This is a genomic window from Eubacterium maltosivorans, from assembly GCF_002441855.2.
In the GTDB taxonomy this organism is placed as follows: Bacteria; Bacillota; Clostridia; order Eubacteriales; family Eubacteriaceae; genus Eubacterium; species Eubacterium maltosivorans.
Window position 1 is genome coordinate 2,834,029 of sequence record NZ_CP029487.1, and the last position, 21,164, is coordinate 2,855,192.

Consider the following 21,164-nt stretch of genomic DNA (forward strand, 5'->3'; position numbering starts at 1 on the left):
AATACCCCTTTGGATGGCTGCCAGCAGACAGCGTCTAAAGGGGCGTTTTTGTTATGCTTTTGCAATGGTGGTTATGGCTGCTCAGGGGCCGGGTCGGGTTCAATAACCATGCTCCCGCTATTCCCTGCTTTATCGCAAATATTGACCATTAAAGGCGCATTTGAGATTTCAAAGGTCACCTGGTTTTCAGCCTCGTTGATGTTAACAGGAGGGATAGGTCCGGCATCCGAAGTGGCAGTTATGGCAGCGTAATCGACACCGGAGGAGTCGTCCTTTAAAGTCAGCACAATGGTCCCGTCGATGCACTCATAGGAAACCAGTTCTGGTATTTGTGTGTCTGTGGAGGCATTTGCCGCTTCCAGATTTTCTTCAGCAAGGGTATAGGGTTCCGGTTCAAGGGATTCTGTTGTATCATCTGCCGTTACAATGCTGTGATGAATGGCCGATGGCGCAATCAGCACCGCTCCGGTCACCACTACCGTACAGGTTGCAGTGATAAGGGTCGAGGAATTTAAGGACGAGAAAAAGACAGAAAACTTGGAGTTGGCGGATATGGAGGATACCGCTTGTGCGGAGATGCCAGCAGCGCTTCCCTGCCCTGCCAGCTCAGAGCCGTGTTCCATCAGCGCGTAAAGGATACTGTCTGCCCTCGCTGTGTCCATGGCAAAATCGGTAAATCCCTTCTGGACAAAGGAAGCCAGCGTTCCAGTGAGCAGAAAACCAGGCATCCATCTGGGATGAAGTATATTTTTCATGTGCTCTCTGGCAGTTTGGATTTTGCGCTTAACCGTACTTTTCGACAACCCAGTAGCAAGAACGATTTCGTTTATTTTCAGCTCGTCAACAAAACGCATGATAAAAATAGTCCGCTCATCCAGCGGAAGCGTCTGGAGCGCAGCGTTCAGCTCATCGCTGGCGGCTGTGAGAACAGCATGGGATTCTGGAGAAACATCCGGCCGTTCATCCTCGATAAAACACAGAAGCTCCTCGTCCGCCCGGCACTCATTCGTGTTGATCGGTGAGGAGATTTTATCGATACAGAGATTATAGGTAATCTGTTTCAGATAAGCGTAGGGATAGCGGATATTGGCGATTTTCTCGGGGTTTTTATAAAGGCGCAGAAAGGTCTCCTGGACAACGTCCTCTGCCATGCAGGCATCGCCGAGAAATTGACAGGCCTGAAGAAACTGAAAGTTGTAGGCAAGCCGGTATACCTCCTCAAAGGCTGAACAGTCCCCTTTTCCATATGCCACGAGTAAGGATTCAATTTTTTTCTTAAGTTTTGGGCTCATTTTATTCATGATTATAGGATAGGCCAATCCCAGCATTCTGTCAAGAACAGAAAATTTTTTAGACACAGGCATAAAAAATGAACCCTTTTTCCAAAAAAGATGGTCTAAAAAATCAGGGAACGCTTTATCAGGGATTCTTGGAATCCGGTAAAAAAAAGTTTAAAATGACAGAAAAGAGCAAAACAGATATAAATAAGGAATATGAAGCTTCCCCTGAACAATAAAAAAGGTAAGAAGTGAGGAGAGTAAAATGAGTGGCGCGAAAAAGGGAATAAGGTGTTTGGGATGCATGATGATGATTATCATCTTTCTGCTAGGCATGATGGCTGTGGCGATGCCGGAAACGGCGGAAGCGAAAAATGAAGATATAAGGGATGCCTATGAGGCAGAAATTAAGTTTAAAACCTTTTCTGCAGAAGACGGGATACCCGTGTGGGATGGTATAAATAGTGTCACAACAAAGCCGGCAGGTGCGGATATTACTGGAAATATATGTACGGTAACAACACCGGAGGCGTTGCGTTGGGCTATGACGCAGTACAGCACAAACAGCATTGCGAAAATTGTCATTGCAGCAGATATGGATATGGGCGGGCGTGAAGATGCTGTGCCGCCAAAATGGGAACCGGTAACGCTGACAGGAGCCATCAGCATTGAAGGCCAGCGGGATGGAAACTGCAGCTATTATGGTGGCAGGGAATACCCGACCCTATACAATTTAAATGTTGAGACTGCCAGTGGACATACGGGTTTTATTGCGTCAACGGGAAAGGATACTTCTCTAAAAAATTTATATTTCGACAGTGCGAAAATATGTACAACCGCCACTGGAGTACAGGGTGTTGCAGTTATTGGGTATGCAGATGATAGAGTTGCTATTGAAAGTATCGGTATTGAAAACTCTTTAGTAAAGACCGGGTTTTATGGAGCGAGTGGTTTAATCGGTAACTCAGCCCAAATTGCTAATGGTATAACAGTAACAAATTGTTATGCTAAAAGGGTTTATATAACAGGAAGCCAATGCTGTGGTGGCTTATTTGGACCTATTTCTGGTGGGATTATCACCAATTGTTATGCTATTGACGGTGCTGTTATTAATACCGGAGGCGGTCACTCTGGTGGTTTTGTCTCATGCAGCGGCGGATATACGATGAATAATTGTTTTACGAATAATGTGGTTTATAGCACACAATATACTGGTGGATTTGTGGGATGTCCAGAATTACGAAAAACTATTTTTAATAATTGCTGGGCCGCAGGCAGTGTAGAGGGAACAAGCAGCATCGGAGGTTTTACAGGACACACAAATACGACAGTTGAGTTTAATAATTGCTACTCTACAACAATGGTGGGCATGTTAAACAGCGGGACCAGCATGGGTGGTTTCGTTGGGTATGCCGCATCAAGTCCGAGTTTTAAAAATTGCTACGCGGCAGGTGAAGTCGGCGGCTTAACCACAGTGCCGGGAACCGCGGCGGCGTCTGTCGGCGGTTTTGTAGGCTCAAGCGCAAGCACAGCCACTTATTCAAACTGCTATTACGATAAACAGACCACTGCCATGGGTGAGTACGCCAAGGGCGGTACCACCGATAAGCAGGATGGAATCACAGGCCTCACCACCGAGGAGCTCCAGAAGCAGCCGATGGATGCCTACACCATTGAAAGCGGCTTATATCCGCAGTTAAATACGCTCGCAAACCCGGCAGATACAGCCTTTTCCTCTGATTACGAACGGCTGACTGCCAGGGCTTATTCAGCGGCTTCGGCATCCAGCGCAATCTTTAACGTTGAGAAGGATAAAAATACTGGGGCCATCAAGGGCTACGACACGGTTCGGAATATTTTAAAGCCGCCGACCTTCAGCAATAACACGGTGGTTGACACCGGCAAATACAATGTCAAATGGACAGCCGGCAGCGACGCCAGCCCACTCCAGATTGAACAGACAAAAAAGGACGACAAAGGCGAACCGGTACTGGGCGCAGATGGAAACCCGGAAAAGGAGATGATCAATCCGCCGGTACTGACCATTGGACGCACCGTTAAAGAAGACGGGACATTGGTTCAGGATGACCATATCACCAGGATGTACCCAGGTGTCGGCTGGGCAAATGTGGAGGTCGCTATGACAGAAGGTGAGAATACCGTTGTCGGTAAACGGGCCATGCGTATTATTCCTACCACTACAATGTCTCTTGGCGAGAGTGACCATCCTCTGGCGCCGGGCTCTAAGGATTCTCGGATATATGTGGGACTGCAGAAAAATGACGGCGGGCTTGTCGCAGATGTTGACCAGAAATATAACCACCGGAACACCATTGCCTTTGTCAAGACCAGCGCAGAGGAATTGGATAATATTATGAAAAATTCAGGCGGTTCCAGTCTGTCAGCCATCCGATATAATCCGGATATTATAGATACCGGTTATACAAACATCGCTGTAGACAGCACAAATAATGACCGTGGAAAAATAACCACTACGGTATATAAGGTGACAAAGGATAAGGACAACCCCGGCAAGGAAATTGAGACACTGATTTCAGATTTGTCTCAGAATAACCTGGACGCTAAATTTCGTGGAGAGAAAGATTTTACAAATGGCAGCGAGGATGTATCAGGAACGGCAACCTCTGACGACCGGGGAACCTATCGAATCAAGTATAGATGGGAAATACCTGTAGCGGGGGGTTCAGGTGCGGTCACGACCTATGAGGACAGTAAAACCCTCACCGTCACAGACCCCCTCACCATCACCTACTACAACAATGTAAAAGCAGAAGACCCGGATGTGGCCGAATACGCAAATCCCGAAGGGTTTGATGAGGCTGACCGGAATACGGCTGAGGATAAAGCAGTATTTGACATCTACGGCGACAGCACTGGCGAACGGACACTCAAGGCTGGCGACAGAACAACAGCGCTGCAGAAAAAAGTAACTGGCAATGACGGTGCGGAAACCACCATTGACGCCCCATCCCGTATAGGATACACGTTCGCAGGCTGGTCAAAAAACAGCCAGGTGGTGCCAGACAGCACAAAGGATGAGGAAATGACAGATGGCGATATCCGTCTGGCTGATTTCAAACAGGAGCTGCAGGCATTTACAGCCGCCAATCCTGACAGCCCGGACTATACCGAGCCGGCCAATGCCTTTATTCCTGGTAAATCCATTGTGTCTGCGGATACAAAGGCATATGCGGTCTGGGAAAACAACGCCTATGATGTCCATTTCGATTTTGATCCGTCTGCCGCTGAACCGGCAAAACCCGGCGACGGCAGAACTGTTAAGGACATCGCCTATAACGGCTCGGTCCAGGAAAATGATTTTCCCTCTTTTAACGGCGCGCCGATAGCCGAAAATTTTGTGGATACCACAGCAGTCGATGATGAAGGCAAGCCAAAATCCCGCCTTTTTACAGGCTGGAGCGTGGAGGACCCGTCGAAGGCTGTGGCACCGGCGGCAGAGACAGAGGAGGAAAAGGACAGTGCCTTTACAAAGGACAGCAAAATCACAAAGGATCTCTTTGGAAAAGAGGTCTTTGCCAGGGACGCGGAGAACGCAGCAGCCGGGAAAAACACGCAACTGGAAATCTACAGTGTATTCAAAGATGCCCAGATAACCTTTCTAGACAGCAGCCAGAAGCAGGTCGGTGATACCCCAGAGACAGCAGACCAGCTGAAGCAATATGGCGAAAAGGTCAATGTCTCAGCCGATAACACCTTTACCCTGCCAGATATGAACGCACAGGCAAACGCAAGGGCGGGCTATAAATTTCTGGGCTGGTCGGCCAAGCCACACACAGATTTTGCTGCGACAGACAAAGATTTTTCAGCTGCTGAGCTGATTTCTGAGGACAAGCTTGGAAAGGATTTTAAAGCGGACAGCCCCACAATACTATACGCTGTCTGGCAGAATACCGGTTATGTCATTACCTTTGACTACGGCCCCCAGGGGACAGAGGCAGCCAAGGTAAATATGGTTTACGGACAGGCCATCGGCGATAAACTGCCGGAAACGCCTCAGAATTGGATGGACAGCCAGGGGCAGCAATGGCGTTTTGACGGCTGGAAATTCGGGGAAGAAAGCATCACGGCTGAAACCGTCAAGAATGAAGGGCAGGTTTCAGGAGACGCCATGACAGCCAAGGCGCAATGGAAAAAGGTTTATGACATCCTGACCGCTAAGGTGGGTCATGGAACCATCGATCTTTCTAAAACAGTCGATGAGGGCAGCAGGTATTCTGTGAGCTGGAAAGCAGACGAGGGCTATCACGTCGCCCAGGTGATGATCGACAATGGCGTTCATGACGAGCTGCTGGGCAATGGACACAGCGGCAGCTATACACAGTCAAGGGCGGACAGAAACCGTACCGTTTATGTCATTTTTGAAAAGGACGCGGACGCCCCGTCCGGCGAGGCGGTCTATTATACCGTGCAGACCGTGAAAGTTGGCGGCGATGCCACCACTTCCCTGACAGAAACCCAGACAATCGCAGCAGGTGAAAACCATACGGTGACATGGAACGCGGGTGATTTGTACCGGGTCACAGGAGTTGTTGTGGATGGTTCCGCGCGGCCCCTTCAGGATGGTGGAAGCTTTACCTTCAGTGATATGAACGCAGACCACAAGGTGGAAGTTCATTTTGAAGAAAAGCTGCCAGATAGCAGTCCCTCTGCCCTGCCGGGCTATTATACAGTGAGCACTGTCCGAAATGAAGGTGGTGTCATTACAGAAACCGGTGTGGTAAAAGAAGGTGCATCCAGAGAAATTGCATGGTCTGAGGATTCGGGTTATACTGTAAAATCCATTACCATTGATGGGCAGCCTGCAGGCGCGGATATTATGACAGCGAAAAAGGTGGTTTTCAATGATATCAGGGAGGATCACACAGTTAAAGCGGTTTTTGAAAAAAACGGCGAAAATCCACCGATTGATAAAGTACCTGTAGAGACGGTGCTTGTAGGAGGTCCGGGCGAAATCAGCAGCTCTGCCGTCGTCGATAAGGACGAATCCTACAAGGTAGAGTGGAATGCCCCCGAAGACAAGCGGTATCTGGTTGATCATATTCTGGTCAACGGAGAGCGGCAGGAGGTGGCAGCGGAAGCAGTGACCACAGGACACATTGAGGTTAAGGCTGAAGCTGAAACAAAGGTAGAGGTTATCCTGAAGCCGAACCTGTTAAAAATTGCAACAATGGTAGAAGGCCAGGGCTCCATCGATCCGACAAAAACCGTTTTTTACAATGATGAAACCTATACGGTAGCCGCAAAAGCTTCAGAGGGCTGGTATGTCAAGAGCTATCAAATTGACGATGGTGAAGAACAGACAGTGTCCTCCCCGCAGCCTGCGGCTTTAATGTCAATGTCTGAGGATGAACCACAGCCTGCGGGTGACAACAGTAGCGTTGTCATTGACGTACCATCAGACAGCAACAATAAAATCGTGGATAATCATCGCATAAAGGTGAAAACAGAGCGGCTGGATGGCAGCACGCCCACAGAATTATTTCCAGTAGCGACAGGAATGGAGGGCGGTACTGGCACCATCACTGCCGGAAGCTCTGTTGAAAAGGGTGGCAGCATGGAGGTTTCATGGATGCCCGACGAAGGCTATGCGACGGCCGGTGTTTCAGTGACTGCCAGTGGTGTCCCGATTCCTGTAAGCTATGCGGATAATCATTTGATTTTAAGTGATATCGCAGATCCTTATCAGATAACCGTCCAGCTCAGGCCTGTTGAAAAGGCGCCGCCGGAGACGGTGCCCAAATACAGCGTCAGCACCAGCATTACCGGTGCTCCCGGCGCGTCCATTACACCATCACTGGCTGGAAATATTGAAGAAGGAAGCAATATCAGTATTGACTGGAGCTGGTCCGATACTGTCTATGAGGTCAAAGCCGTAAGGGTAGATGGCCAGCCACTCAGTGGTGCGGTAAAAGATTTGAGAAGCTATGCCTTCAGTCAAGTGAATACCGACCACAGTATCGAGGTCGTTCTGGGAAAACCAGACACCAATCCGGCACCAGATACCGATGCGTTTAATATCACAACAGAGTGCACAACCGGCGGCAGCATCAGCGCTTCATCGGTGGTGGCAAGGGGTGATACCTCTACGGTAACCTGGGCACCGGACAGCAGTGATTATACGGTAAAGGCAATCTATATTGACGGTGTAAAAAGGGACGATCTGTTAACTACGGACTATGTTGCCTTTGAAAATGTCGTCCAAGATCATTTTATCGCTGTTGAATTCGGAAAGACCGGCTCTCCTGATGAACCGGAAAAGCCTGATGAGCCGGCCAAAACCTATACTATCACCACCGAAATCGTCGGCGGTATTGGAAGCATCATTGACAGCAGCCGGATTGTAGACGAAAATGAAACAGTTACCATCAGCTGGAAACCGGGCAGCAATGCCTATATCACAACAGTGATTATTGATAATGTTGTTCGTGATGACTTGAAGTCTGCCGGAAGCGTCACCTTTGAAAATATTACCGCAAACCACCGTGTGCAGGTAGTCTGTCAGCCCATACCGCCAACTCCGGGAGTACAGCACTGCATAACGGTTTCTAAAAATGGACAGGGGCAGGTTAACGGTACAAAAACAGTCGAAACGGGTGCAACCTATGAAGTGTTCTGGGAAGCAGACAGAGGATGGCATGTGGAAAGTGTGAAGGTTGACAATACTCCGATTAAAAATCCGGAAAATAAAGGCAGTGTGAAGTTTGAAAAGATTGACACCGACCATCATGTTGAGGTTATTTTCAAAAAAGATACAGATGAAACGCCATCAAAAGCATGGCCGGTTATCACAGGGATTATTGCTGGTAATGGAACCATCAGCGCAGGAAACAGCAGCGTTCCAGAGCATGGAGATTATTCCGTCAGCTGGAAACCGGCTGAGGACTGGCATACTGCCAGGGTGTTCGTCAACAATGCTGAGCGCAAAGATTTACTGGATAAAAGCAGTGTCACACTTACGAACATAACACAGACACAGACGGTACAGGTCGAGTTCGCAAAGGATACGGCACTGCCGCCTGAGCCTGATAACCCGGCGGAGCCTGATAAACCAGAAAATCCCGATGCATCAGGGCCTTCAATTGATCCGCCAAGTTTGGATATACCAGACACGAATGCAGAGGGCAGCGTACTGGATAAGATCCAGAAGGAAGCTGACAAAATCCTGCCGCGCACGGCTAAAGCCAGCAGTATTGCGCCAAATACTGGCATAAGGGATAGTGGTCAGAGTGCTGCCTCTGCTTCTAAAATAAGTGGAAAGCCTGGAAGAAAAACGCAGAAAAGCACTGTGGAGCGCTGGATCAGCGGCGAAGGTGAAAGCCTGCTCAGTCATATTGTCGGGAATAGTAGCAATGCGGCGATTCTGGGCAGCAGAGAGATATCCGTCTTTAACTTGCTGGCCGTTATGGGAGCAATGCTCTTGATGATGACATCTTTAAAGAAGAATAAGGTAATCCGCTGGACTACCACCTTGATATCCCTTGTATTATTAACGCTTTTCTTCCTCACGCAGCCCCTGAGCCTGAGCTTGAGGCTGTTTGATCCATGGTCTGTTATTTTTGGACTGTTGGTTTTACTGGATGCGGCAGCAGTCTTTATCAGAAAGCGGAGCCATAAAATGTTCTAAATAAAAGAAAACCCAACCTGCAGGCTGTTCCTGCAGATTGGGTTTGTTTTTTTAATACCCCTGAGCTTCCCCACCCTTGAGCATGGAGACAGCAGAGCTGGTACCGATACGCTCACAGCCGAGCTCCAGGAAGTCGATCAGGTCTTCTTTGGTTTTCACGCCGCCCGCGGCTTTCATCTTAACCTTTGGGCCAATGTGTTCTTTAAACAGGCGGATATCCTCTCTGGTGGCGCCAGCGGTGCCGAAACCGGTAGAAGTTTTGATGAAATCTGCTCCAGCGGCGGTGACCAGCTCGCAGATTGCAATTTTTTCTTCCTCTGTCAGGAAGCAGGTTTCAACGATCACTTTCAGGATGTTATCCCCCACCGCTTTTTTGATCTCTGCGATTTCATTCTGGACAAAATCGTATTTGCCGTCCTTTAAAGCGCCGATGTTGATGACCATATCGATCTCAGCCGCGCCTTCTTTTACGGCTTCTTTTGCTTCAAAAACCTTGGTGGCAGTGGTATTGTAGCCAAGAGGGAAGCCGATAACCGTGCAGATGGTGAGCTTATCGCCGTAGGCTTCTTTAACAGGTTTTACAAAGGATGGCGGGATACAGACAGACGCAGTCTTGTTTTCAATGGCGTCATTGCAGATTTCTGCGATCTGTTCCCAGGTGGAAAAGGGTTTTAATAAGGTATGGTCAATGTGGCTTAAAATTTCCTGATTGTTCATTTTGTCAATTCCTCTATCTTTCTTTAGACATGGTGCCTTTTAGTTCTTCATATAATTCAACATAGGTATCGAATACCTTCTGGTAATCATCGTATACGTCCGGGTTCGGGGTAACAGTGTAGGCTTCCTTGACCATCCCCTTGGTGGCCTGCTCAAAGTCTGGGTAGGCTTTTGCGCCGACAGCGGCGACGATGGTACAGCCCAGTGCACCGGCGCTTGGATCAACGGTAACGATGATGGGTTTTCCGGTAGCGTCTGCGATGATCTGCATCCAGGTGGCGTCCTTTGTGACCCCGCCGCAGCCGACGACCATATCGACCGGGCAGCCCTGTTTTTCAAAGTTGTCGATGATGTTTTTTGTGCCCAGGGCAACGGATTCCAGTAAAGCGCGGTAGATGTGCGCTTTGGTGTGGCTTAAGGTGAGGCCGTAGATGACGCCCTTTGCGTTTGGATCTTTGTATGGTGTACGGTTCCCCTGGAAGAAATCCAGAGCCACTAAGCCGTCAGAACCGGGCGCGATTTTTTCGACCTGTTCATTCATGTAAGCATAGGGGTTTTCCATTTTGTTCAGGTCAAACTCACGCATGAACCATTTGACAATGGAGCCGGCAGAAATCTGGCCGCCCTCCAGAAGCCACGCGTTTGGTACAACCGGTTCATTGTAAGGCCCCCAGATACCTTCAAGCTTTAGTTTTTCATCGGCATTGGCAAAGGCGAGCTGTACAAAGCTGGTGCCCATGATCATCGCCATTTTGCCCGGTCTTGCAACGCCAAGACCAAGCATACCGATGTGGGCGTCGATGCCCCCCTGCACAACCATCATATCCGGGTTTAAGTCATATTTTTCCGCAAAGGCCGGGTCAATTTTCCCCAGTTCTTCGCCGAGGCGTCTGACATCGGTGACGAGTTTTTCTTCGTAATCTTCCAGACCGATTTTTTTGAAAAATTCGCTGTTCCATCCGCCCTCGCAGGATACATAATTCCATTTGCAGGCAGCCTGGCAGATGGAGGTGGCAAAGGTACCGCACAGCTGATAGTTCATCCAGTCCAGCTGCTCGATTATTTTGTAGCTGTCCTTGTAAATTTCTGGTTTATTGTTTTTGATCCAGAGCGTTTTTGGGATCATCCATTCAACGGAGTCTTCCCCGCCGCAGTATTCCAGCACCGGATCGGCAGTGGCGTTGATTTTTTCCATTTCCTTAACCGCGCGGGTGTCCATCCACATGATGGCGTCCATCATCGGGTTCCCCTGTTCGTCGACAGCTAAAACTGTGGATGAGGTTGAGCAGACACTGATGGATTTAATGCTGTAGCGGATCCCCATTGATAAGTTTTTAGTCACATTTTCAACCGCTTTGTTAAAACAGCTCCACCAGTCCGCGGGTTTTTGTTCCGCCCAGCCAGGCTGCGGATAATAGGTTTCATAAACCTGCTCGTCACTGGCGACGATATTCCCACTGATATCTGCAACAACAACACGCACACTCTGTGTTCCGGTGTCAACTCCCATAAAATATTGAGCTTCGTACATAATGATTCTCCTCTTAAATTCCCTATAGATTTATTTTAAAAACAAATTGTATTAAACCGTGTCAAAATCCCCGTCATAACCGTCGGGATAGAACATGACTTTATTATAAAAGTAGCCGCCCTTGGCGATTTCGCTGAGTACAGCGGGCGCGTCGGAAAGCGGCAGACGGTGGCTGATGATATCCTTGGCGGTCATGCCCTTTTCATCAAAGCCCTTTAAGGATTCTGTCCAGTCTTCACCGGGATATGGTTTGGTGAAGGAGTTCCATGAACCGACAACGCTCAGCTGGCTTCTCATGATGGTGTCTACTTCTTTTTCGCTTAAATCCAGGCCTTTGTGAGAAATGCCCAGGAAAACGACACGGCCCATTTTGCTGGCCATTAAGATACACTGCTTTTGCGCGATTGGTGCGCCGGAAAAGTCGATGACGATGTTTGCCCCCTTGCCATCTGTTGCCTGGTGAACCGCTTCGACCGCGTCCTCCTTGGTGGAGTTGATGACTACGTCTGCGCCCACCTTTTTGGCGATTTCCAGCTTTTCATCCCAGACGTCCACTGCGATCACCTTGGAAGCGCCGTATAATTTGGCGTACTGCGCTGCAAATAAACCGATGGGGCCAGTGCCCACAACACAGACGCTGTCGCCCTCTTTAAAGTTACCGCGCATCAGGCCGTGGTATGCGTTTGCGCATGGGTCGAGGGTCGCGGCGTCCTCAAAGGAAACCTTGTCGGGAACCTTTAACAGGTTAGATTCTTTAACAGATACGTATTCGGCCAGCGCGCCGTCACGTCTTGAACCATAGTAGTCATAATCTTCGCATAAGGAGTAAATCCCCTTCTGGCACCATTCGCATTCGCCGCATGGAATAAGCGGCGGAACCACAACGCGGTCACCCGGCTTGAAATTCTTGACTTCTGAGCCAACGGCTTCGATTTCACCGGAAAACTCATGGCCGATGGTAATGGGAGAAACATGCGCCCCGTAAACCAGCGCTCTCGGAATATCCGATCCGCAGAGGCCGACTGCCTTCACCTTAACCATGGCTTCATCGGGCATCATCTCTGGTTTTGGCACATCTTCAACTCTTAAATCTCCGGGTTTATACATACGTACTGCTTTCATCATAATCCTCCTTAAATGAAAAGTTTGCTTGAAATATTTACGGTTTATTATTTACTAAAGTAAATTATTTACCGTAAATTTTGAACTTATTCTAGCATGATTTTTTGAGGTTGTCAACAAAAAGCGTAAAAAATTTTCTGTTAATTAATTTTTTGCGTTTTTAAATGTTTTACAAAAGCAAAATTATAAAGTATAATCAATCTTATAAAAAGAATAAAAAGATAAATAAAATATAGAATGGAGGTAAAGGGTACCTTGAAATCTCTTTTATCAGATATCAGAATAAAATACAATACCTTTTCAAAGGCACAGAAGCGTTTAGCGGATTATATCCTGTGTGAACCGGAGAAGGTGACTTTGCTATCAATCACAGAGCTGGCCGGGAAGGGCGACACCAGCGAGACAACGGTCATGCGGCTGCTTAAAAAGCTGGAATACGATTCTTACCAGGTTTTTCGTATTAACCTGGCAAAGGAATTGACAGAAAAGCCGGGTGAAACCCTTAATGAAGAGCTGAGTGAGGAGGATGGCCTGGCGACCATTAAGAAAAAAGTCATCAAGCACAATGTAACAGCCATCAATGACCTGGAGCAGACCTTGAGTGAAGACACTATTGCCGAGTTCCTTGAGTTTCTCGCAGCGTCGAAGCGGGTTCTCTTTTTTGGCGTGGGCGCGTCAGCGTCTATTTCACAGGATGCGCTGCACAAATTTGGCAATATCGGCATCAATGTGTGCAGTCATCCCGACCCCCACCAGATGAATATTATCTGTGCGCATTCGACACCGGATGATCTTTTCATAGCGGTGTCGCACACCGGGGAGAGTCAGGAGGTACTGAATGCGGTGTCCATTGCCCGGAAAAACGGAAGTAAAATTATCAGCCTGACCAGCTATTCCAACTCAAGCCTGGCCAAAATGTCAGATCTTTATCTGCTGAGCTCGACCAATGATAAGAAATATCATTCTGAGGCCATGGCGTCGCGTATTGTGCAGCTGACCATCATTGATATTCTTTATATTGCGACCTTTATGCAGAATGAGGACGTTTATTTTGAAGAGATGAACAAGTCCCGTATCGCCGTGGCGCTGAACAAGACCTGAGAAATAAATAAGAGCAGCCGCGGGGCTGCTCTTAAAAGACAGGAGATAAGTTTGATCAATATGGTCAGGGAGGGTTTAGCGGTATTTATCCTGGAAGGCTACCACCTGGTCAAAGGCGCCGGTAGACAGGGATTTGTAAATCTGTTGCCAGGTACGGAAGGCGTCCTCGTAGCGTTTTACGTTTTCCGGATTGGGCTCATAGCGTCTGCGGATTTTTACCATGTGTTTTTCGGCTTCTTCGAAGTCCTTGTAGATGCCCACGCCGACAGCGGCCACCATCGCGCAGCCGAGGGCTGTAGCTTCTTCCACAGCGACCACCTCGCAGGAGCGGTTGAAGATATCGGCCTGCATCTGGCACCAGAGCTCTGAGCGGAAGATGCCGCCAGTCAGGCGGACCATGTCAAAGTCTGGCGCGCCGCCGGAGACCATGGCGTCCAGCATGTCGCGGATATCATAGTTCACGCCTTCCATGGTGGCGCGGATAAAGTCTTCCTTGGTGTGTCCGACAGTCATACCGATATAGGTGCCGCGGGCGTTGGGGTTCTGGTTTGGCGTAACCGCCCCGGCAAAGTAAGGCAGGAAGAAAAGGCCGTTTGCCCCAGGGTTCGATTTGGTGGCTACAGAGGTCAGGAAGTCGTAAACGCTGATGTCGAGGGATTCCGCGGCCAGCTGTTCAACATCGCAGAACTGTTCCTTAAACCATTTGAAGGCAGAGCCGGAGGCGTTGGCAACCCCTTCCATAACCCATGCGCCGTCAGGTGTGCCTAAAACGTAGCATCTTCTGGATGGGTCGCGCAGCAGGTTAAAGGATTTGCCGGCTACGATACCGGCAGTACCGCCGCAGGCGTAGCCCACGCCCTCACGCACACAGCCGCAGCCCAGGCAGCCCGACTGCTGGTCGCCGGTACCCATGACGATAGGGGTGCCCTCCGCCAGGCCGGTTCTCGCGGAAACCTCAGCGGTTACCTTGCCGATGATGGTGCCTGGCTGCCGCAGCGGCGCCATTTTATTAATATCAATGCCGAGGGCTGCACAGATCTGCGGGTCATACTGGAAGTCTGGACCGTTGAGCTGTACCCATGGGGTATCGTTAATGTCGTCGTAATAATCGTCCGCGCCGTAAGCTTTGGTGACAAGGCCCATCATGGTGTGAATGGTAGCGGCTTTTTCATAGGCTTCCGGCATGTTTTTCAGAATCCACTGGAGATTGCTCTGCGGGTTGACGCCGCCTAGCGGCATACCGCAGCGGTCGTACAGCTCATCGGCAGATAAGCCTGCCGCTACAAGCTTGCGTTCAACCTCGGGGATCATTTCGGCGCTCCGCATATCCTGCCAGATAATGATGGGCATGGTGAAGCCGCCGTTTTCATCGCGCAGAGCCACGGTGCAGCGGAACACGTCTGTACTGATGGCCGCGATTTCTTCAGGATCAACGCCGCTGTTGTCAATGGCAAGACGGGTGGTGCGGTATAAATGCTTGATGAGCTCGTCGCCGTCACATTCCTGGCGTCCGGGAGCTGGATAAGTCAGCGGATTCATGATCTGGCCTGAGCCGATTTCATTGCCGTCAAAATCAAACACGACGGTTCTCGCACTGGTTGTTCCTAAGTCGATACCTACTACATATTTTTTTTCTTTCATGATTTTACCCCTTATTTTAAATTAATTTAAATTTTCCCGATCAATTGTGTTTTATGCTAGCAAGCTTTTTTGTCAATGTTTTTGGTGGCAATAACATTGACGCCGGTGCCGCAGACATCCGGTACAATGATATCCCCAATTTTTACAGGTGCAGTTACAACGATTTCACGGATGGCCTCCATGCAGTCGAATATTTTGTTCTTTGGTATGTCGGATTCTGTCTTGACGGATACCATCTGGATATCCCCTTCATTGACTTTGACAATGGAGGTGACGATCCGGGTGGGATGTGTAACCTCTTTGCGCGCATACTTTTCGCCGCGGCTGCAGGTGTATCCGGTGACGCTGGTAATTTCCCCCTGCTCCATGGTGATGGTGACAGCGCAGCCGAGCGGGCATCCGATACAGGTAATTTGTTTTTCCATATGCTTAGGCCTCCTCGATTTTAATCAGAATCTGTTTTAAGTCCGGTTCAGCCTGGAGATCCTGCCTGGTGAGTTCAATTTCTTCCATTTCCCCTGGGGTGACAATTCTCTTTTTCCGGTGCTTGACGCGTTTGTCATCAAAGTAAACGGAAATATAACTGTTTTCGTAGACGCCGCTGACACGGAAGCGGACTTTAAGGGTTTCACTCATACGGCTCAGGTCAATGGTTCTGGGCACTGTGTAGCTGATACCTTCCCCTGTGGCCAGCTCGATGACCGGCCCTGCCTCTGCTTTTAACTGCTTCCGGACATATTCCGCCGCGCATTTTCCCGCGCAGGCAGCTTCCTCAGAAACATAGTCGACCAGATCGTGGACATGGAGCACGTTGCCGCAGGCAAAAACACCTTCCACATTGGTCTCAAAGCTTTCGTTGACCACCGGGCCGTTTGTTTTTTGGTCAAGGTCTACACCCATTTGACTGGAGAGCTCATTTTCAGGAATGAGACCGACTGACAGCAGGAGCGTGTCACAGCTGTATTCCTCCTCAGTTCCGGGAACAGGTTTCATATTTTCGTCCACCTGGGCAATGGTGACACCCTCCACCCGTTCCTGCCCTTTGATATTTACGACTGTGTGGCTCAGCCTGAGCGGAATGCCGTAATCGTCCAGGCATTGGACGATGTTGCGCTTAAGGCCGCCGGAATAAGGCATGATCTCTGCCACGACCTTTACCTTTGCCCCCTCCAGGGTCAGGCGTCTCGCCATGATGAGGCCAATATCTCCAGAGCCCAGAATAACGATTTCGCGGCCGGGCATAAAGCCCTCGATGTTGACAAAGCGCTGGGCAGTGCCGGCGCTGTAAATGCCAGCTGGTCGAAAGCCTGGTATATTGAGCGCGCCTCTGGGGCGTTCCCGGCAGCCCATAGCCAGCACAATGGCTTCTGCCTTAAGTTTAATCAGGCCGTCGGTGCTGTTCATGATGGTGAGCACCTTATCCTCGGTGATGTCTACCACCATAGTGTTCAGCTTGTACTCAATCCCCAGACGGGTAACATCGTCAATAAAACGCTGGGCGTACTCGGGGCCGGTCAGCTCTTCCTTAAAGGTGTGAAGGCCAAAGCCATTGTGAATACACTGGTTTAAAATGCCGCCGAGCCGTTTGTCACGTTCCACAATTAAGATATCGCCGGCGCCTTCTTTTTTGGCGGAAATGGCGGCCGCAAGTCCTGCCGGCCCTCCGCCGATGATGACTATTTCATAAGACTTCATAATCAACCTCTCATTTCTGTCCGATTTCTTTGTCACAGCCGATCAGAAGCTGCGATGCGCCGCCCTTTTTGGTGATATCTGTCATTTTAACGCCCAGCTCTCTGGAGAGAATCTCCATGGTGCGCGGCGTACAGAAGCCTGCCTGGCAGCGGCCCATACCAGCCCGGGTTCTGCGCTTGACAGAATCCATGGATTTTGCGCCGATGGGACGGTTGATGGCGTCCATGATTTCGCCCTCGGTGACCATCTCACAGCGGCAGACAATATTGCCGTATTCGGGTTTTTCCTTGATGAGCGCCATTTTTTCTTCGTTGGACAGGCTGTCAAATTTCAGGACACCCTTGCGTCTGGCGATGAAGTTTGTTTTCTTTTTAAGCTGCATTTTCTCCGCGATGATCCCGGAGAGCATGACGCCAATGGCCGGTGAGCTTGTGAGACCCGGCGATTCGATACCGGCGGCGTCAAAGAAGTTTTCAGCGTCGGCCACCTCCTCGACAATGAATTCGTGGTGGTCCTCGTGTGCCCGCAGGCCTACAAAGGAGGTGATAATCTTGCCCAGCGGCAGAGGATTTTTATGCAGAAAATCAGGTGAAGCGGCAATTTCCTTTAGTGAGTCCAGCACCTCCTGAGTGGTCTGGAAGGATTCCTTGTCGTCCACGTCGGCTGCGGTTGGCCCTACAAAGAAGTTGCCGTGGATAGTCTGGGAAGCGGCGATGCCCTTACCCATTTTTCCGGGCAGAGGTACTACCGTCGCGTTGAAGATGGTTTCGAGTGATTTGTCAAAGAAAATATACTCGCCCTTTCTGGGAGTGATGTGAATTTTCTTTTCACTGACCATGTTGTGAAATTTATCGGCGTAAACGCCGGCAGAATTGGCGATGGCCTTTGTCTGGATATCGCCGCGGCTGGTTTTGATGGTGTAGAAGCCGTCGCCCTTAACAATGTCATAGGCTTCGGTTTCAAATTTGAACGCCACGCCGTTGACGTTGGCGTTTTCACCCATGGCGATGGCGAGATTAAAGGGACAGATCACACCGCCGGTGGGCGCATAGAGCGCGGCGACAGTCCGCTCTGTGAGGTTAGGTTCAAGCCGCAGCACTTCATCCCTTGAGACGATGCGGCAGCCCGGAACGCCGTTTTTCTCGGCGTGATCCAGCTGCTCCTGAAGCTTTGGCAGGTCTTCCTCATGGGTACAGACAATGAATTTTCCGTTTTTCTTTACCGGAAAATCCAGCTCCTCAGAAAGCTCCCACATTAATCGATTACCTTCAACGCATAACTTTGCCATCAAGGAGCCCGGGTCAGCCTCAAGGCCGGTGTGGATAACACCGGTGTTGGCCTTTGAGGTTCCCGAAGCGACATCGTCCCCTTTTTCGATGACGCATGCGTTTATTTCATATTTTGATATTTCACGTGCTATGCAGCAGCCGGTAACACCGGCGCCGATGATCACAAGATCATACATTTTTTTCACCTGGCCTAGCTTTCTTTTAAAAGTCCGATGGCTGAGCTGGTGCCGATGCGCTCACAGCCTGCGCCTAAAAACATTTCCAGATCGTCTACGGTTTTCACGCCGCCGGAGGCTTTCATTTTTACAGATGGTCCGATATGCGCTTTAAAGAGGTTGATATCCTCAATGGTGGCGCCGCCTGTTCCAAAGCCGGTGGAGGTTTTGATATAGTCTGCGCCAGCGTTTGTGACCAGCTCGCAGACCTTGATCTTTTCTTCTTCGGTGAGGTAGCAAGTTTCAACAATGACTTTTAAGATGTGGTCGCCGGCTGCTTTTTTCAGCTCGGCAATTTCATTTTGGACATAGTCGTAATCCTTGTCCTTTAAAGCGCCGATGTTGATGACCATATCCACCTCGGAGGCGCCGCCTAAGATGGCTTCCTTGACTTCGAAGGCCTTGACGGCAGTGGTGTTATAACCCAGAGGAAAACCGATGACGGTGCAGACATTCAGGGCGTCGCCGTAGGTTTCTTTCGCTCTCTTCACAAAGGAAGGGGGAATGCAGACAGAAGCGGTTTTATATGCCACCGCGTCGTCGCAGAGGGCCTTGATCTGGTCCCAGGTTGAGAATGCTTTTAAAAGTGTGTGGTCAATGTGGCCTAAAATTTCTTGTTTGTTCATTTTTATACTCCTTCATTCAGTCTTGTCATCTTTATTTCAGCAACTCAATGAGTTCATTGAGCGGCATGCCGTCCTTTGGAATAAACTGGCGCCAGTACGCGCAGGTTTCTTTTAATTTCTTTTTGATTTCTCTTGGATGCTCAGCGTTAGATGCGAAAATTTCAAAGCTCAGATAGATGGCCTCAGCCTTTGGCGGCATGGCGGCGTCTTCCGCTTCATAGGATTTCGCGATAGCCCTTAAAAGCCGGGTGCCGTCGATGATGCCCGCTGTGTTGTTATCCCTTGTAAAGGCCGCGTGGGAAGAGGTAATACCGTTGGTCTGCTGCATATGCATGATGGGGGAATAGCAGGCCAGCTGTTCAAGCCAGGCGTAAGGGTCAGAGTCTGCCGGATCAAAGGAGAAAAGATGGGGGTAGCGCGCCATATCGGCTTCAATGGCGTTCAGGACTGCGTCGCCGGCGTCTCTGTTTTGGATGGCTTTCTCCCAGATTGCGTAGGTGGTGTCGCCGCCCAGCCAGGGTTCGGTGAAGGTCTCGCCTTTTACAGCGGCTTCAATGCTCTGGCGGATCTCGCCGCGGCAGGGCTTCCGGAAACGTACCTGGCCGACCATATGCCCCAGATCAACCGTGGTATAGACGGGGTTATGGTCAATGCTGTAGATATCCCGGAGAAAGTTTTTTGTGCCCTCGATGGTCCAGGGGGTCTGGTGCGGTGCGTACATAGCCTCAACACATACGGGAATACGGCCGTTTTCCTTTGCGATTTTGCCGATTTCGGATAGAATCGCTGAGACCTTGCGCGTTTCCTCTTTGTAAAGGTCTGGATCCTGAAGCACGCTGTCGGGATAAGCGTGAAGGGAAAAGCCAATGCCGGAGCCCCGTGCGCCCAGCCTTTCAATGGCGGGCTTTACCCAGCCCTCCAGCATATGGCGTGCCATTTTAGGATTTGGATGGGCCAGTCCGGCAGTCCGGTAAGTCTGGTAGCCGGTAAAAAAGTTGGCGACACGGATGTCCTGCGCGGCCTCCACTGCCTTGACACGCTCAAACCACTCATCAAGGTACCAATCCGGTGAATAGAAAAAGTCGGCCTCGTTGTCAAAGCTGGCCTCGACATAGTCAAAGCCAAGCTCTTTAATGAGCGGCCCCCAGATTTCGGGCTCCACCCAGCGCTTGATGGCAAAGCAGTTATCCAGTACCAGGTATATTTTTGGGTAGTTCATAGATGATCTCCTGTTTCTAGTTTATGGGTGAACAACAACCTTCATGATGTTTTCATCCCGGATTGCGGTGAAGCCGTCCATGATGTTTTCCAGCTTAATGGAACGCTCGATATATTTTTGGGCATCCAGCCTGCCCTCTGCCATGAGCTGCATGATCTCACGCATGCAGTCTGGTGTGGTGGCGTGCACGCCGCAGACCTGAAGCTCCTTGTAATGGATCAGGTTAGAGTCGATGTGGCCCTTGCTCTCGCCCGGTAGTCCGCCGAACAGGGAGATACGCCCCATTTTCGCGGCGATGATCTGCGCTTCGGTGTGCACAGAGGGGACGGAGGTTGCAGTGATGACGACGTTGGCGCCGCGTCCCTCTGTGATTCTTTCAACTTCTGCCACCGTATCCTGAGTGAAGGGATTGACCCAGATCACCCCCGGTACCTTTTCCATGGCGATTTTTCCGCGTTTTTCGACAGGTTCCACAATAATGACCTTTGCAGCCCCTTTCTGGAAAGCAAGCTCGGCATGGATACAGCCAATCATGCCGCTGCCGTAAACGACCACGAAATCGCCGGGCTCGATGTGCATGTAGCGCTGGCCGTTTAAGGCGCAGGCTGCCGGTTCGATCAGGGTGGCGTCATCATACTCGATGCTGTCCGGCAGCTTGATGACATTGTTCATTCTGATGGCCTGGGCCGGAACCTCCAGATAAGGCGCGAAAACGCCCTCATACTGAAAGCCGATAGTGGTCAGGTGGTCACACATATTGGTGTGGCCGGTTTTGCAGGGCCAGCACTCGCCGCAGCCGATGGCCGGGGCGATGGTGACACGGTCTCCTGCCTGATAACCATGCTCCCGGGCAAGCTTGCCGGCATGGACAATATCCCCGGCACACTCATGGCCCAGGACACGCGGCACATCAATTTTGTCATTTCCCTTTAGGAAAGTCCGCATGTCTGTGCCGCAGATCGAAGCGGATTTTACCTTGACGATGATGTTACCGTCATTTCCCTGAGGCTCGGGAACCTCCCGAACCACGAGCTCTCTGTTTTCATTAAGTACGAATGCCTGCAT

13 protein-coding genes are annotated in these 21,164 nt (G+C 50.0%); 2 read left to right on the forward strand and 11 right to left on the reverse strand.

The features are described from left to right. Positions 1 to 71: 71 nt before the first annotated feature. Positions 72 to 1,253: an RNA polymerase sigma factor gene (locus CPZ25_RS13330; protein ID WP_167495233.1), complete on the reverse strand. Its 1,182-nt coding sequence runs from the start codon at positions 1,251 to 1,253 to the stop codon at positions 72 to 74. A gap of 289 nt (positions 1,254 to 1,542) precedes the next feature. Here CPZ25_RS13330 and CPZ25_RS13335 point away from each other — a divergent pair, with 289 nt between their 5' ends. Next, complete coding sequence (locus tag CPZ25_RS13335; RefSeq protein ID WP_096918821.1) at positions 1,543 to 8,943, forward strand: InlB B-repeat-containing protein; 7,401 nt, start codon at positions 1,543 to 1,545, stop codon at positions 8,941 to 8,943. 51 nt (positions 8,944 to 8,994) lie between these two features. Here the strand turns inward: CPZ25_RS13335 and deoC (CPZ25_RS13340) are convergent, their stop codons facing one another. The 3 genes from deoC (CPZ25_RS13340) to CPZ25_RS13350 are packed head-to-tail and all read right to left on the reverse strand — an operon-like array spanning position 8,995 to position 12,316. Then, positions 8,995 to 9,660 (reverse strand): deoxyribose-phosphate aldolase, encoded by a 666-nt coding sequence (gene deoC / locus CPZ25_RS13340; RefSeq protein WP_096918822.1) that lies wholly within the window; start codon positions 9,658 to 9,660, stop codon positions 8,995 to 8,997. Positions 9,661 to 9,673: 13 nt separating this feature from the next. Further along, positions 9,674 to 11,191 carry an FGGY-family carbohydrate kinase gene (locus CPZ25_RS13345; protein WP_058692985.1) on the reverse strand — a complete coding sequence of 506 codons (1,518 nt, stop codon included), beginning with the start codon at positions 11,189 to 11,191 and terminating at the stop codon, positions 9,674 to 9,676. A gap of 51 nt (positions 11,192 to 11,242) precedes the next feature. Then, positions 11,243 to 12,316: a galactitol-1-phosphate 5-dehydrogenase gene (locus CPZ25_RS13350; RefSeq protein ID WP_341473479.1), complete on the reverse strand. Its 1,074-nt coding sequence runs from the start codon at positions 12,314 to 12,316 to the stop codon at positions 11,243 to 11,245. Between the two features lie 252 nt (positions 12,317 to 12,568). Here CPZ25_RS13350 and CPZ25_RS13355 point away from each other — a divergent pair, with 252 nt between their 5' ends. Continuing rightward, positions 12,569 to 13,414 carry a MurR/RpiR family transcriptional regulator gene (locus CPZ25_RS13355; protein ID WP_243129305.1) on the forward strand — a complete coding sequence of 282 codons (846 nt, stop codon included), beginning with the start codon at positions 12,569 to 12,571 and terminating at the stop codon, positions 13,412 to 13,414. Between the two features lie 75 nt (positions 13,415 to 13,489). Here CPZ25_RS13355 and CPZ25_RS13360 read toward each other — a convergent pair whose 3' ends face one another. The 7 genes from CPZ25_RS13360 to CPZ25_RS13390 are packed head-to-tail and all read right to left on the reverse strand — an operon-like array spanning position 13,490 to position 21,164. Then, on the reverse strand, positions 13,490 to 15,055 hold the full coding sequence (locus CPZ25_RS13360) for an FGGY-family carbohydrate kinase (protein ID WP_074616367.1): 1,566 nt from the start codon (positions 15,053 to 15,055) through the stop codon (positions 13,490 to 13,492). A 56-nt stretch (positions 15,056 to 15,111) separates the two neighbouring features. After that, positions 15,112 to 15,480 carry a DUF1667 domain-containing protein gene (locus CPZ25_RS13365; RefSeq protein WP_096918824.1) on the reverse strand — a complete coding sequence of 123 codons (369 nt, stop codon included), beginning with the start codon at positions 15,478 to 15,480 and terminating at the stop codon, positions 15,112 to 15,114. Between the two features lie 4 nt (positions 15,481 to 15,484). Next, positions 15,485 to 16,750: an NAD(P)/FAD-dependent oxidoreductase gene (locus CPZ25_RS13370; RefSeq protein ID WP_096918825.1), complete on the reverse strand. Its 1,266-nt coding sequence runs from the start codon at positions 16,748 to 16,750 to the stop codon at positions 15,485 to 15,487. Between the two features lie 10 nt (positions 16,751 to 16,760). Then, on the reverse strand, positions 16,761 to 18,215 hold the full coding sequence (locus tag CPZ25_RS13375; RefSeq protein WP_096918826.1) for an NAD(P)/FAD-dependent oxidoreductase: 1,455 nt from the start codon (positions 18,213 to 18,215) through the stop codon (positions 16,761 to 16,763). A 14-nt stretch (positions 18,216 to 18,229) separates the two neighbouring features. Beyond that, complete coding sequence (deoC, locus tag CPZ25_RS13380) at positions 18,230 to 18,880, reverse strand: deoxyribose-phosphate aldolase (protein WP_058692991.1); 651 nt, start codon at positions 18,878 to 18,880, stop codon at positions 18,230 to 18,232. 31 nt (positions 18,881 to 18,911) lie between these two features. Then, a complete protein-coding gene (locus tag CPZ25_RS13385) occupies positions 18,912 to 20,099 on the reverse strand; it encodes a TIM barrel protein (RefSeq protein WP_096918827.1) in 1,188 nt (395 codons plus the stop codon). A gap of 21 nt (positions 20,100 to 20,120) precedes the next feature. Further along, positions 20,121 to 21,164, reverse strand: a complete 1,044-nt coding sequence (locus tag CPZ25_RS13390; protein ID WP_096918828.1) for an alcohol dehydrogenase catalytic domain-containing protein — start codon at positions 21,162 to 21,164, stop codon at positions 20,121 to 20,123.